This window comes from Gemella haemolysans ATCC 10379, from assembly GCF_000173915.1.
Classification (GTDB): domain Bacteria; phylum Bacillota; class Bacilli; order Staphylococcales; family Gemellaceae; genus Gemella; species Gemella haemolysans.
This window is the reverse complement of record NZ_ACDZ02000014.1, coordinates 359,859-375,018: the sequence shown is the minus strand read 5'-3', so window position 1 is coordinate 375,018 and position 15,160 is coordinate 359,859. Positions and strand designations below refer to the sequence as shown.

At 30.5% G+C, this 15,160-nt stretch carries 13 protein-coding genes; 5 read left to right on the top strand and 8 right to left on the bottom strand.

Translation table 11 applies throughout. The features are described from left to right. The first annotated feature begins 140 nt into the window (after window positions 1-140). Together GEMHA0001_RS07365 and GEMHA0001_RS07360 are read left to right on the top strand one after the other, a co-directional pair. Window positions 141-635, top strand: a complete 495-nt coding sequence (locus GEMHA0001_RS07365; RefSeq protein ID WP_003145437.1) for a type II toxin-antitoxin system RelB/DinJ family antitoxin — start codon at window positions 141-143, stop codon at window positions 633-635. Window positions 636-881: 246 nt separating this feature from the next. Then, window positions 882-1,871, top strand: a complete 990-nt coding sequence (locus tag GEMHA0001_RS07360; protein ID WP_003145506.1) for an alpha/beta hydrolase fold domain-containing protein — start codon at window positions 882-884, stop codon at window positions 1,869-1,871. Window positions 1,872-2,185: 314 nt separating this feature from the next. Here the strand turns inward: GEMHA0001_RS07360 and GEMHA0001_RS07355 are convergent, their stop codons facing one another. The 7 genes from GEMHA0001_RS07355 to GEMHA0001_RS07325 form a co-directional block, all read right to left on the bottom strand. After that, window positions 2,186-3,265, bottom strand: coding sequence for a Fic family protein (locus tag GEMHA0001_RS07355; RefSeq protein ID WP_003145595.1), 1,080 nt, complete (start codon window positions 3,263-3,265; stop codon window positions 2,186-2,188). 244 nt (window positions 3,266-3,509) lie between these two features. Next, window positions 3,510-4,937: an Asp-tRNA(Asn)/Glu-tRNA(Gln) amidotransferase subunit GatB gene (gene gatB / locus GEMHA0001_RS07350; protein ID WP_003145657.1), complete on the bottom strand. Its 1,428-nt coding sequence runs from the start codon at window positions 4,935-4,937 to the stop codon at window positions 3,510-3,512. A 13-nt stretch (window positions 4,938-4,950) separates the two neighbouring features. After that, window positions 4,951-6,408, bottom strand: coding sequence for an Asp-tRNA(Asn)/Glu-tRNA(Gln) amidotransferase subunit GatA (gene gatA / locus GEMHA0001_RS07345; RefSeq protein ID WP_003145055.1), 1,458 nt, complete (start codon window positions 6,406-6,408; stop codon window positions 4,951-4,953). Between the two features lie 17 nt (window positions 6,409-6,425). After that, window positions 6,426-6,716, bottom strand: a complete 291-nt coding sequence (gene gatC, locus GEMHA0001_RS07340; protein ID WP_003145468.1) for an Asp-tRNA(Asn)/Glu-tRNA(Gln) amidotransferase subunit GatC — start codon at window positions 6,714-6,716, stop codon at window positions 6,426-6,428. 572 nt (window positions 6,717-7,288) lie between these two features. Then, window positions 7,289-8,125: an alpha/beta fold hydrolase gene (locus tag GEMHA0001_RS07335; RefSeq protein ID WP_003144955.1), complete on the bottom strand. Its 837-nt coding sequence runs from the start codon at window positions 8,123-8,125 to the stop codon at window positions 7,289-7,291. Window positions 8,126-8,259: 134 nt separating this feature from the next. Then, complete coding sequence (locus GEMHA0001_RS07330) at window positions 8,260-9,261, bottom strand: NADP-dependent oxidoreductase (protein ID WP_003144884.1); 1,002 nt, start codon at window positions 9,259-9,261, stop codon at window positions 8,260-8,262. 3 nt (window positions 9,262-9,264) lie between these two features. Further along, the gene (locus GEMHA0001_RS07325) at window positions 9,265-9,681 is read right to left on the bottom strand and encodes an Rrf2 family transcriptional regulator (protein ID WP_003145625.1); all 417 of its coding nucleotides are present in this window, start codon (window positions 9,679-9,681) and stop codon (window positions 9,265-9,267) included. A 399-nt stretch (window positions 9,682-10,080) separates the two neighbouring features. On the opposite strand from GEMHA0001_RS07325, the gene prmA reads away from it, so the two are divergent. From prmA to GEMHA0001_RS08730, 3 genes are all read left to right on the top strand, one after another. Next, window positions 10,081-11,016, top strand: a complete 936-nt coding sequence (gene prmA / locus GEMHA0001_RS07320) for a 50S ribosomal protein L11 methyltransferase (protein ID WP_003145066.1) — start codon at window positions 10,081-10,083, stop codon at window positions 11,014-11,016. Window positions 11,017-11,133: 117 nt separating this feature from the next. Continuing rightward, window positions 11,134-12,465, top strand: a complete 1,332-nt coding sequence (locus GEMHA0001_RS07315; protein ID WP_003145391.1) for a hypothetical protein — start codon at window positions 11,134-11,136, stop codon at window positions 12,463-12,465. 124 nt (window positions 12,466-12,589) lie between these two features. Next, window positions 12,590-14,362: a hypothetical protein gene (locus tag GEMHA0001_RS08730; protein ID WP_003145739.1), complete on the top strand. Its 1,773-nt coding sequence runs from the start codon at window positions 12,590-12,592 to the stop codon at window positions 14,360-14,362. Between the two features lie 114 nt (window positions 14,363-14,476). Here GEMHA0001_RS08730 and GEMHA0001_RS07305 read toward each other — a convergent pair whose 3' ends face one another. After that, window positions 14,477-15,157 carry a response regulator gene (locus GEMHA0001_RS07305; RefSeq protein WP_003145616.1) on the bottom strand — a complete coding sequence of 227 codons (681 nt, stop codon included), beginning with the start codon at window positions 15,155-15,157 and terminating at the stop codon, window positions 14,477-14,479. Window positions 15,158-15,160: the final 3 nt, after the last annotated feature.

The window sequence follows — 15,160 nt, the reverse complement described above, 5'->3', positions numbered from 1 at the left end:
ACTAGTAATTCTTATATCTCTTTACAACTTTTCTTCATTCTTGTATATATCCTTGAATTTAACTTTTTCGTATAAAGTTCTCTTGAAAAATTAACCATTCTACGATAAAATTAATGTATTAACTAAGGAGAGTTTTAAAAATGAGTGAATCGAAAATTGTTTTAACCATTGATGATGAATTAAAAAATGATGCTGAAGATTTATTCTTTAATCTTGGATTAAATCTGGAAACTGCTATTAGCATGTTCCTTACAAAAGCTGTTAATGAAGGTGGAATACCTTTTGAAGTGAAACAAACAAAATATGTTGAAAGTCCTGATTTTATCTCTAGTCACTTCACTATTAAATCAGCTGTATATGAGATTAATGAATACATAAAAGATAGATTCAATGAAGAACCTTCATTTTATTTAGCATGTGAAAATAGAGGTCTTACAGATGATGAAGCTAGTAAATTATTCATTCTATTTTCTAATAATACTGAAGAGATTGATCAAGAAGAGTTCACAGAAAAAAATATTGATAACCTAGTAGAATTGTCTACAATCGCCTTCCCAGCATTAAGACGACTATCTGATGAACAACTGCGCGATATCGTGAATGCATATATCACAAACTACTATTTAATTAGATAGAATAACTAAATAACCAGCTTCAGGAGTACCTTAATAGATTTGAATTTAAGGTGCTCTTTTTTTATTTATTGGAAGTAGGCTTCCAACTTTCTCTATTTTACCTATAATTGGAAGTAGACTTCCAACTTTCTTTTTTCCTTATTCCTTTTCTTCAGATTTTTATTTTTACAATCACTTTATTTTCTGATAAACTATATTTGTAAATAAATAAAATACTTACATTTATGTAAATAAGAGGAGATTAAAATGGGAAAATTTAATAAAAAAGTTGTTTCAGTAGCTTCAATTGCCGCAACATTACCTGCATTAATAGGTAGCTATGCAGGGTATCAGAAATTACGTTATAAACGTAGTGCAAAAGCTGGTTTAATCGAGTTATACCTTGGTAATAAATATAAGAAACTAAGAGATATCGATGAAACTAAGAGACTAGAAAAACAAAAAGAAGACAAAAACGAAGAAACTGTAAATGTATATGAATTTGATACTAAATCTAAATTCTATACTAGAATTGTTTCTGATAGACAGGTTTGGCATTTAAATAGTGTAAATGACTCTAATTCTACTATTTTCTATATTCATGGTGGTTCTTACGTTCATGAATTCGTAGATATTCAATGGGCGATGGCTGATAAAATTGCTCAAGAAGCTGATGCTGAGGTTATTATTCCTGATTACGGATTAGCTCCATTCTATACTTATAAAGATAGCTATGAACTACTAACAAAATTATATACAGACTACGTTACTGAGAATCCAGATAAAGATGTCTATATTATGGGAGATAGTGCTGGTGGTGGCTTAGCTCTAGGATTAGTTCAAGATTTTGTTCAAAATAATATTAAACTACCTAAAGGTCTTATTCTTCTAAGTCCATGGGTTGATTTAACAATGTCAAACCCTGATATTCAAAAATATATCAAAAAAGATCCTCTACTACATGTAGATACTCTACTAGCTGATGCTAAATCTTGGGCTGGTGATGCTGACTTATCAGATTGGAAAGTTTCTCCATTATATGGTGAGATGAAAAATCTACCAGAAGTATTGTTATTCTCAGGAACTCGTGAATTATTATATCCTGACATAGCATTATTATCTGAAAAACTTCGTGAAGCAAATGTTAAGACTGAATTCGAAATCGGTAAAAACTTAAACCACGTATACCCTGCCTTCCCAATACCAGAAGCAACAAAGGCTATTTCAAAAATAGTAGAGTTTGTGAAGAGTAAATAATTAATATTAAATATAAAAAAGATGTACTCAAAATTTTGATAAAAAAAATCTATTTTTGGGTACGTCTTTATTTAGTAATATAATTTACTACGCACGTATCAAAGTCCACTTTTATTCCTCATTATCCACTTTTTCAACCATGAAAGTCCAGTTATACTCCCCATTGTCCACTATTTTCATCTGTGAATGTCCAGTTTCATTCCTCAATGTCCACTTTTTAATAACGAATGTCCAGTTTCATAAATTAATATAAAAACTCAAAACAAAGATTTCCCCTTGTTTCGAGTTCGTATATTTTTATCATTTTGTGAGTTCTATAAATTTAGCTCTATTCTAAATTTATATTTTCCTTTTCCATACCCTTCTACTTTTTCAATAAGTTCGTGTACTAGCATCTCTTTTATTATTTCTGATGCTCTTGATTTTTTTAGTTTTGTAACTTCCATCACTTCTTTTCTTCCAAATACAGAATCAAAATTGAATTTATCATAAAGGTTCTTAATATATTCCTTATTTTTATCAGAGAAGTTTTCTAGTTTATCGTTATAATTATATGTTGAAATCTCTCTATCTTCTTTTATCCAATTGATATGTAATTCTCTATTTTTTAATGGTGTACTTTCATCTAGTAGTAAATTTCTTAAAAATAACTCTACAAATTCAAATGTTGAATAGATTTCTTTCTTTAAATTTCTGTAGTTTGCTCTAACTAATGAATTTCTAAAATACCAAGAGTTAGCAGCGAATATATCATTTGTTACATCAAAACCTAATGTTCTTAGATATTTGATAAAAAATACAGCTGTTGTTCTTGTATTCCCTTCTTCAAAAACATGGATTTGCCATAGTCTTGAGATGAATTCTGATAAGTGTTCTATTATTTCATTCGTTGATAAACCATTATACTTGAATTTTTTCTCTTGCTCAAAGTTATACTCTAGAGTTCTAACTAATTCACTTGCACTTCCGTATATTACTGTTTCTCCGTCTAAGACCCATTCTTTTTTTGTAATATTATAAGTTCTGATTGTCCCTGCATGTTTATATATTCCTTCAAATAACTTCCTATGAATAGCTAAATATTCCGTTGGGGAAAAGGTAAAAGCTTCTTCGGATAAGATTCTAGCTATTCGAACAGACACTTTATCAGCTTCTTCTACACGACTTTCTTTATTTAGTTCTGGATTTTCTTCATAATATGAATGAAGCAGTATGTCGGCTTCTTCTAGTGTTATTTCACCTTCTATGTTTCTCAATGCTGTATTAATTAAATATTGAGATGGAGTTAAACCATCAACTTCCTGCAAACCTATTGCTGTCTGCCATGCATAACCTTTTTCTCTCTTAGAAGGTTCTGATTGTATTAAATATTCTTTAAACGGATCTTCAGTCATTTCATTTTCCTCCCATAAGTTATTTTTCAATAATTACACATTAACAGATTTGATTTTAACATTATATAGTAAATGTATATTGTTTAACTCAAAAAATTATATTTCTTGTTTTATTTCCGTAATATTTATTATATATAACAATTATATTCTTTGCAATACATAAGAGACTTTTCTACGTTTTAAACACTAAAAAACTCGAAACAAAGATTTCTCCTTGCTTCGAGTTCGTTTATTATTTTCGTTATTATCGTTTTGCGATTTCTTCTAATAACATTTTGTTGATCATTTGTGGGTTGGCTTGTCCTTTTGAGGCTTTCATGATTTGACCTACTAAGAAACCAATCGCACGGTCACGACCATTTTTGTAGTCTTCGATAGATTTTGGATTGTTATCTAATGCTTCGTTTACCCAAGCTAATAATTGTCCACTATCTGATACTTGTACAAGACCTTTTTCTTTAACGATTTGTGCAGCATCTCCACCGTGTTCGATAAGTTCTGCAAATACTTTTTTAGCGATTTTACTTGAGATTGTTCCGTCAGTGATTAATTTAATCATTCCTGCTAAACCTTCTGCAGTTAATGCTGTGTCTTTAAGTTCTTGTTGAACTTTGTTTAAGTATGCATTTACATCTACCATTAAGTAGTTAGATGCTAATTTTGGATCTGCTCCTAAAGCTACAGTTTCTTCGAACATGTCTGACATTTCTTTAGTTAATGTAAGAACGTGTGCATCGTATGCTGGTAAACCAAGTTCTTCTTGGTATCTTCTTTGACGAGCATCTGGAAGTTCTGGAATAGTTTTTCTTACTTCTTCCATCCATTCATCAGAGATGATCATAGGTACGATATCTGGCTCTGGGAAGTAACGGTAATCGTCTGAACCTTCTTTAACACGCATAAGTTTAGTTGTTCCTGTTGTTTCATCGAAACGACGAGTTTCTTGATTGATTACTCCACCTGAAAGAATAACTTGTTCTTGACGTTTTTCTTCGTACTCTAAACCTTTTTTAACGAAAGTGAATGAGTTTAAGTTTTTTAGCTCAGTTTTTGTACCGAATTCATCTTGACCGTAAGGACGGATAGATATGTTCGCGTCACAACGCATTGATCCTTCTTCCATCTTAACGTCAGATACTTCGATATATTGAATGATTGAACGTAATTTTTCTAAGTAAGCATATGCTTCTTCTGGAGTTCTGATATCTGGCTCAGATACGATCTCAATAAGTGGTGTACCTTGACGGTTAAGGTCAACTAGTGAGTAACCATTTTTGTGAGTTAATTTACCAGCATCTTCTTCAAGGTGAGCACGTGTAATACCGATACGTTTAGTTTCTCCGTTTACTTCGATATCAATCCATCCGTTTTCCCCGATAGGTTGATCAAATTGTGAGATTTGGTATGCTTTCGGATTATCTGGATAGAAGTAGTTTTTTCTATCGAATTTTGACTCGCGAGCTACTGTCATGTTAAGCGCCATTGCTGCTTTCATTCCCCATTCTACCGCTCTTTTGTTTACTACTGGAAGTACCCCTGGGTATCCTAAGTCGATAACGTTTGTGTTAGTGTTTGGTTCTGCACCAAAGTGAGCTGGAGATGGTGAGAATATTTTTGAATCTGTTTTTAATTCTACATGGACTTCTAGTCCAATTACTGTTTCAAAATGCATCTTGTTTCTCCTATTATAATTCTATTTTTTTATCGTGTAAGTTGTAGTGTTGTTCGAAGTTATACGCTACATCGTATAGTGTAGATTCTGCGAATGGTTTAGCAATAATTTGCATACCGATTGGACGGTTACCTTTGAATCCACATGGAATACTGATACCTGGTAATCCAGCCATGTTTACTGGGATTGTTAAGATATCGTTAGCGTAGATTTTAATTGGATCTCCTACTTCTTCTCCAATGTTGAATGCTACTGTTGGAGCAGTCGGTCCAATGATTACATCGTATTCTTCGAATACTCTATCAAAGTCTTGTTTAATTAATGTACGTACTTGTTGTGCTTTTTTGTAGTATGCATCGTAGTATCCTGAAGATAATACGTATGTTCCTAACATAATACGGCGTTTAACCTCAGCCCCAAATCCTTCTCCACGTGTTTTTTTGTAGATTTCTTCAAGGTTTGTTGCGTTTGGACTTCTGTATCCATAACGAATACCATCGAAACGAGAAAGGTTTGAACTTGCTTCTGCAGAAGCGATAATGTAGTAAGTTGAAATAGCGTAGTCTGTATTTGGAAGACTTACTTCTTCTACAATAGCTCCTTGGCTTTCTAAGTATTTAACACCTTCAAGTACTGCTTGTTTAACTTCTTCGTCAATTCCTGCACCGAAGTATTCTTTAGGAAGAGCGATTTTCTTACCTTTGATGTCTCCAGTAATGATTTTGCTGAATTCTGGTACTTCCACAGGTGCACTAGTCATGTCGTTAGCATCTAATCCAGAGATGATTTCTAATACACGAGCGTTATCTTTAACTGTACGAGTCATTGGTCCGATTTGGTCTAATGATGAAGCGAATGCTACTAATCCAAAACGAGATACACGTCCATAAGTTGGTTTTAATCCAACTACACCACAGTAAGAAGCTGGTTGACGTACAGAACCACCTGTGTCACTTCCTAGAGTGAAGCTAACTTGTCCTGCTGCTACCGCTGTAGCTGAACCACCACTTGAACCTCCTGGTACTGCATCTAAGTCGTGAGGGTTACGAGTAAGTTTATAGTAAGATGTTTCTGTAGAACCACCCATTGCAAACTCGTCCATGTTTAATTTCCCTAAAAGAATTGGGTTTTCTTTGTTAAGTTTGTTCATTACTGTTGCATCGTAAATTGGATTAAATCCTTCTAAGATTTTTGATGCACAAGTTGTTTGAATGTCTTTTGTAACAATGTTATCTTTGATTCCCATTGGGATACCGAATAATTTACCTTCAACGCGACCTTCTTCTTGAGCACAGTCTAAAGCTTCAGCTTGTTTTAATGCTACTTCTTCAGTTACTGTAATGAATGAACCTACTTTATCATCAGTAGCTTTAATTCTGTCTAGTGATTCTTTTACTAAATCACTTGGTTTAATTTCTTTATTTTTAAGTTTAAGTTCTAAACTTTCAATTGATTCATGTAATAAACTCATTAAATTATCTCCTTATTTTATTCAATAATAGTAGGTACTTTGAATTGTCCTGCTTCAGTTTCTTTAGAGTTTTTAAGAACTTCTTCTCTATCCATTCCATCATGAGCTACGTCTTCTCTAAATACATTAACTAAGTCTAGAACGTGATAAGTTGGTTTTACATTTTCTGTTGGTGCGCTGTTGATTGTATTGAATAAATCTACAACTTTTTCTAATTTTTCGATGTACCCATCTACTTCACTTTCTTGGATTTCTAATCTAGAAAGATGAGCGATGTGAGCTACTTGTTCTTTCGTAATTGTTGTCATAAGTGCCTCCATATTTTTATCAATTTTAACTTCTAATATTAGCAAACCTCGTATAATTTGAAATAAAAAAACGCCCCATATAGTCATTTAACTACATGGGACGATTACTAGTTTCGTGGTGCCACCCGAATTCATATCAGTTTCCTGATACCTTTCAATTCATATTCGGTTTTATAAAGAGTGTTGCTTATTTCAATCATTATTATTTAATCTTTCAGCCTCTGGATTAAACTCTCTTCTAAAAAAACATGAAATAAAAGTCTCTTTACTAATATTTTATATTACGGTTTACTTAGTCTATATTATACTAAACGACCGTTATTGTCAAGGATTTTGTAAAAAATGTTAGAGTGAGTGAAAAATCATTAATTTCTATAATTGTTTTTTTCAAATTGCTCTATGCTGGATATATATTTACTTTTTTATATTAGTTGGGCAAACTCGACAAAATCGACTTTTGAATCACTCGCTCTTTAAAATGCTACTTTGTTCTTCTAGGTTTTAAGGCTGATAAACCATGTGTCTTAAGTATAATTATTTTCTAACAAGCTACTTTTAATTAGTTTGGCTTCTTATTCTCCTAAAAATTCTATTAACTCTTTTGAAAATTCATCTGCGTATTGGAATAATGATCCGTGTGCTGCGTTTGGATAAATTATTAATTTACTATTTTCTATTTTTTGATGCATATTATATGAGTTAACTGTAGGAACCATTAAGTCTTTATCACCATTTGCGATTAGTGTAGGTTGGGTAATAAATTTTAAGTCATCAAATCCTACAGTACTCCAACGTTTGATTGCTTTTAATTGTCTTAAAAAGCCTGGTACTTTCATATCGTCATCTGCATTTTCTTTGCTACGACTTGCTAATCTTTCTAGTACTTTATTCGCTTCAATTTTTCCTTTTTCATCGTGGTTATAGAAGATAAATCTCTTAGGATCTACCCTATTTAATCCTGCTTTTAGCATGAATTTGAAAGTAGTACTAGTTACAGATCCGATTCCTTCGCCGTCTCTCGGTCCTGTTCCTACTAGGATTAATTTTTCTACTAAGTCATTATTTAATCTTGTTACTTCTTGAGCTATCATTCCACCCATTGACAATCCAAGTAGGTTTATTTTGTTATAACCTAATGCTTTAATAATGTCGATAGCTTGTTGTGCCATCCCTGGAATTGTTGTAGCTACTTTTCCTTCACTTCCTCCAACTCCTGGTAAATCTAATAAGATAATATGATGTTTTTCTGCTACTAGGTCAATAAATTTCGGATCCCAATTATCCATTGTCGCCGCTAAGTGTACTAACATCACTAATGGTCTTTCTGATTTACCTTTATTAATTTCTCTATATGCTATTTTTAATCCATTAACATTAATGTATTCATTTCTTTTATTTATATATAACATAATTGTCTCCTAACTTTATTGTGTTTGTTGATATTTTGAGATAATTTGAGCGACTTAAAAAATTGATTACTAAGAAATCATAATTTTCTAGCCGCTCCCTTCTCTAGTTATTTCTATATTTTTATATTATTATATTATTTAAAACTTAAAACTGTTTTACCTCTTGAACGTCCATTCGCTACTTTATCTAATGCTTTATTTACATCTTTAAAGTCAAATACCGTGTCTACTGATGGTTTAATTTCTAATTTTGTGAAAATGTCAGCTACTTCTTGAAGTTGTTTACCATTTGATTCTACGAAAATGAAGTCATATGATACTCCATATTTATTTGCCATTTTATCGAATTTTCTACCAGCTAATCCTAAGACAAATTGTTTCCACCAAGCTAAGTTCATACGTTTAGCGAAATTTCCATTTGGCATAGCTCTTAGCGACACTAATTTACCACCTGACTTCATAATAGTCATTTGTTTTTCTGTTTCTGCTCCACCTAAAGTATCAAGCACATAATCAACATCTTTTAATACTTTAGTGTAATCTGTTGTTTTATAGTCGATGAATTGATCAACACCTAATTTTTCAACACGTTCTTTATTTTCTAAACTACCATTAGTGATTACTGTTAATCCTTTTGCTTTGGCGACAGGAATAGCCATACCACCTACTCCACCTGTTCCACCTGAGACGAAGATTGTTTTTCCTGATTCTGCTCCCATAAGTTCTAAAGCTTGCATAATTGTTAATGCTGTTAATGGAACGGCTGCAGCTTCTTCATCAGTTAGATAATCTGGTACTTTAGCTATTGCATCTTGATTAATAGCTACATATTCAGCAAAAGCCCCGATTTTATCTAATGGTAATCTAGAGAATACTCTATCTCCAATCTCAAAATTAGCTACATTACTTCCTTTTTGTTCAATAATCCCCACTACCTCATTACCTGCAACTTGTGGAAGTGTATAAGGTACGATAATCTTTACTTCACCACGTGAAATCATATTATCTAGTGGATTTACTCCAGCTGCTGTAACTTTTACCAACACTTCATTTTCATTTATTGTAGGTACTGCTACTTCTCTAATTTCAAGTTCTATATTATTTTTATTATATTTTGTGTGTACTGCTGCTTTCATTGTTTATTTTTCTCCTATTATGTATAATTCTTTAATTAATTTTTCTAATGTTTTACCTTCAAGTTTTTTATAAAAAGCTTCTTGTGCTTCATTAAATACTGGCTGTAATAAGTTTTCGATATTTAAACCAACTGGGCATTCTTTATTAGCACCTTCATGGATATTTACTAAGTATTTATCAGGATAAATGATTTGATAAATTTCTGATAATGTAATGTCTTTAGGCTCTTTTGCCAATGTTATTCCAGTTTTTCCTTGTTGACTTTCTATTAGTTCACCTTTTTTCAACACTACAAGAATCTTTCTTATGTGACTACTATTTGTGTTAACACTTTTAGCTAGTATCTCCGAAGAAACTACTTTATCTGTTTCTGAAATATATATTAGTATGTGTAATGCTACTGAAAATTTTGTATCCATATTTTTCTCCTTTAACTGTCTTTTCTAAAATTATCCTAATTCAATTTTTCAACTTGTTCTCGTATCTGATACAAGTATAAGTTTAACATCGAATTTTTTATATGTCAACTACTCTTTCAATTTTTTTAAGAAATATTTAAAATAGCTACTTTATATCTCAACAATAGAGATGAACCACTACGCCCTTACCATAAATATTTTCTAATTTCATGTCTCGCTACAATTTTTAGAATATTTTACTGGATAATTATTTCCTCGTGTATTCTACACTCGAAATATTGACGACTACCCCACCTTATCAGTTGCTTAAATATTGAAAATAGTATAATATGTGTAGGTATGTAGATTACTAGAATACTCTAGTTAATATGTAAAATTAAAATATTTGTGAGGTATAAAATGGAAAATTGGGTTGAAATTACAATTCATACTACTAATGAAGCTAGTGAAATAGTTGAGTCTATTCTTCTTGATTATGGTTCAACTGGGGTTGCTATCGAAGATCCTACTACTCTTGAGGAGAACTTACATGATGATTTCGGTACTATCGTTGAGCTTAGTCCTGCTGATTATCCTGAAGTCGGAGTTATCGTTAAAGGATACATCAATGAGCTAAATTTTGATGAAGAAACTTTCAAACGTTTTGAAGCTGAGCTTCTTGCTTTAGGTGAAAATATCAATATTGGAGATTTCTTCAAAATTGAAACTACTATTATTCAAGATAGTGACTGGGAAAATTCTTGGAAAGATTATTTCGATATTCTTAATATCGGTGAAAAATTCGTTATTGTACCTACATGGCGCGAACATGAAAATACTGAAGATAAATATATTATAAACATCGATCCAGGTATGGCTTTTGGTACTGGTGGACATGAGACTACTTCTCTATGTATTAAAAACCTTGAGAAATATGTTCAAAGAACTGACAATGTTATCGATGTTGGTTGCGGTAGTGGTATTTTAAGTATCGCGGCTAGTTATTTAACTGACGGTAATATAAAAGCTGTTGACTTAGATAAGCTTGCTGTTGATGTTTCTTACGAGAACTTCGCATTAAATAATCTTGAGAAAAGAATCGAAGTTGATCAAGCTAGTCTTCTTACAAAAGAAACTAAAAAATATAACATTATCGTATCGAACATTCTTGCTCACATTATCGAGCTTATGATTGATGATGCGTATAACTTATTAGAAGATGGTGGTTACTATATCACTTCTGGTATTATCGAAGAGAAGAAAGATGAACTTCTTGAAAAAATGTTAGAACGTGGTTTCAAACTTGTTGAAGAAACTTCTGATAACGGATGGTATTCATTCGTAGTTACAAAATAAAATAATATAAAACTCTTGATTCCTTATAGTCATAAGGGGTTAAGAGTTTTTATTTTTCTTTAAAATTATCAAGTTTTATTTTATAATATTTATGAAAGATAATTTTAGGAGAGTTTTATGAATAACAATAATAATCAAAATAATCGTAATTCAGATAATCAACATTATTCAAATTACGAAAATACTAACAATCAACAAAATCTCAATCAGCAATATTCTAATAATAGTTCGCAAAACTATAATCAACAGTATCAAAACTACAATAATGCTGGAAATCAAGGATATTACAATCAAAATTATAATAATCAAGGATATTATCAAAATAATACTCAAGGATATAATATAAATAATATTCCACCTAAGAAAAAACGTTCAAAATTAATACCAATAATTGCAAGTGTTCTTGGTATTATCTTTCTATCTGGTGGTGGATTCTATTTTTACAATTCTAATAGTAAAATTTCTAAAGATGATGAATTGTATTCACCTATAATAAAAAAATATAAAGAAGCAATGGATACTGGTGAAACGAAGTTTGATTACGAACTTAATAACTATGCTATTGAACGTTATAATTCTTCAGGTAAAAATAAAGATTATCTAAAATTTACGTACTTTGATATGGATAAAGATGGTCAAGACGAAATGTTAATTTTCGAAAATAGTAATTTAGTGAGTCCTATAGCTATCTACAATATTGATAAACAGAATAAGCTTAACGTACTATACAAAACTAATTCAAGGAGTAGTCAACCTGTAGCGACTTTTTATAAAGATAAGACTATGGTTGTTAATGAGAATGAAAATTTTACTGATAGAATTACTACATATAAAATCAAAGATAATGAAATCAGATATGAAATAACTCATGATATTGACTTTGGAAAATATAGTAATCTTAATGGGAAATATAAAGATATAGTTACTAAAGAGGATTTCACTTCTAAAGAAGAGTTCTTTAACAAGTATCCCCTATCTAATGATAAAATAGACTTATCAAAAATTGAGCTTAAGTCACTTTATAATTATAATAATAAAGTGAACACACAAAATGAAGAGAAAAAAGATAGTGAAAAAGCCACTGAAACACCTGAATATAACAACTTACAGCTTGCTTTAATAGGACGTGCTATTATAGCTGGTGGCACTGATCCTCAAGTAGGAACATTAAAATATGATACTAAATTCTCTATACGTGGTGATGACGATACTATTACTTCTGATTTCGGTAGTAAAGCAACTGTTGTTATTGTAGATAGAAAATCTGACAGTATCGAAATTAAAATACCAGATTATTCTTCAACTAATCACAAACTAAAAGTTATAAAAACTTTAACCTATAAAGAAATCCAAGAAACATTCAAAAAAGACGATATGGATAAAATTAACAGGATAATAGAAGAATATAAAAAAACTAGAAACTACGAAGAACATAAATATAGAGTATAACACTCCTTCCCTAGCTCCAACATTCTGGAGTTAGGGATTTTCATAACTTTTTGAAAAAATATGTAATTTAGTCTATAATATAAGCAAAGTATATATAATGTAAAATAAATAGAGGAGAAAATTTATGAATAAAAAATATAGTCAAGGGAAAAATCAAAATTACCCTAGTCAGAATTATAATAACTATAATCAAGATGATTTAACTAACCAGCAGAATTACAGCAATCAAAATTATGAAAAATATGAGAGTCAGCAAGGATTAAATCAACAATATCAAAACTACAATAATTATAATGAACAGCAAAATTACAATGGTAATTTTGAAAATCAACAATATACTGGACAGCCATATCAAAATTATAATAATCAACAGTACTATAATCAAGAAAATCAGAATTATGCTAATGCGAATCAGCAAGTATATAACCAACAATATCAAAATTATAATAACCCTAATCAGCAATATCAAAACTATGAAAATTTAAATCAACAGGGTTTAAATCAAAAATATCAAAATTATAATAATTCTAGTGAACAAGAATTTAATCAGCAATACCAGAATTATAGAGATGCAAATCAGCAAGGTACTAATCCTCATATTCAAAACTACGAAAATACGAATCAACAAGGGTTTAATCATCAGTATCAAAACTACAATAATATAAATCAACAAGGGTTTAACCAACAGCAACCAAACTTCAATAATACGAACCAAAACCCTAACATGAACTCTAATACTCAAGGTGCTGAAATTAGTAATTTTGAACCAAATAAGAAAAAACAATCAAAACTTATTCCAATAATCTCAACTGTTCTTGGTCTGGTACTAATTAGTGGTGGTGGCTTGTATTATTATTCAAATTATACGAATAAATCTATCTCTAGCATATTCTCTTTCAGTAAAAACAAATCTGATAAAGAAGCTTACGCTCAGGTTCTTGAAAAATATAAAGAAGCGATGGATAAAGGTTATTCAGATAATGATTCTGAAGTAAATAAATATGCTATTAAAAATTATAATGATAATGGAAAAGATAAGAATTTCCTACAATTTAATTATTATGATATCGATGGAAATGGTACAAACGAATTATTTATTACTGAAGAAAATAAACCTAATAGTCCTGTTGCAGTTTATTCATATGACTCTAACAATATTAGGGTACTTTATCAAGCTCAATCTGATAGTGATATTCCACGTGCTGTATTCTATAAAAACCAAACTATTTGGATTCACACTCAAGAAAAAGATACTGACAGATATGTCGTTTATAAATTAAATGATAAAAAAGACAAGTATGATAAGATTCATGATGTAAACCTATCTGACAAAGAAAAGAAAGATGGGAAGTTCAAAGATACCGTGTCGAATACTCAGTACGGTTCTAAAGAAGAATTTTTAAAAAATCGTCCACAGTCAAACGAAAAACTAGAAATACCTAGATCAGTGCGTAAAACTGTTTATACATACAATGAAGTTAAACAGGAAAATTCAGAAGATAGAAGAGACGACAACAATAAAAAGCCAGAATTTACTAATTCACAACTAGCATTAATCGGTCGTGCATATGTTAATCAGTCTACTGATCCTAAAGTCGAAACTTTAAAACCTGATACTTTCTTTAGCATGCAAGAACAAAACGGTGCTTATATTACAGACTTTGGAACTTTAGGTAGTAGTATATTAGTAAGAAAAGTAGATGATGGTATTGAAATAAAAATTATAGATTATGATAAACCTGTTGGTCAACGTGATTTTAAATTATTTAAAAAAGTAACCTACAAAGAAATCCAAGAAAAATTCAAAAAAGAAGATATGGATAGAATTAATAAAACTATAGAAGAGTATAAAAATACTGACAAGTATAAAAAAGGTATATACAAAATTAATGATTAATATCTTCTCTTAATTTTATTATTTCTCTAAAAAACCTTCAAAACAATTAAAGTTTTGAAGGTTTTTCTCTTTATTACAAATTATAAATTATTATATGATTTTGATGATACGTTATTATAATAATTTTTCTAATCTACTTTCAGATACGACTGTAAATACTGACACAGGTCTTCCTGATGTATAGTATTCAGCATCTTCACTAAGTATGTTTATATTAACTAAGTGATTTAAATATTTTCTAATAGTTATTCTAGAAATATCTAACTTATCTGCAATTTGTTGAGTAGTAAATCCACTATTATGCTGTTTTATAGCCTCTAGTACTTTTTTCAATGTGATTCTTGATAGTCCTTTAGGTAAATTATCTTCATCTTCTTCTATTCTACCAGAATTTAAATATTCATCGATTAAATCTTGATTAATTTTTTCTTTTGATAATAATTTCACATAGTCTTGTACTTTATCAATTGCTTGTGCAAATCTTTCATAAGTAAATGGTTTTACTAAGTAATCTACTACTCCATTAGATAATGCAGCTTCTACAGTTTGAACGTCATTTGCTGCTGTTATCATAATAATTGGATATCCTTTTAATTCTGGTAAGTACTCAATTCCTTGTCCATCAATTAAATAGTTATCTAAAACTATTAAGTCAACATCATTGTTTGCTAAATATTCTCTCGCATCTTCTATTGATGTAACATGATTTAAATCATCTGTTAATTCTTTCTTTTTAAAATACTCCTTGTGTATCATCGCTACCATTGGATCGTCTTCTATTATTAGTACTCTCACTTA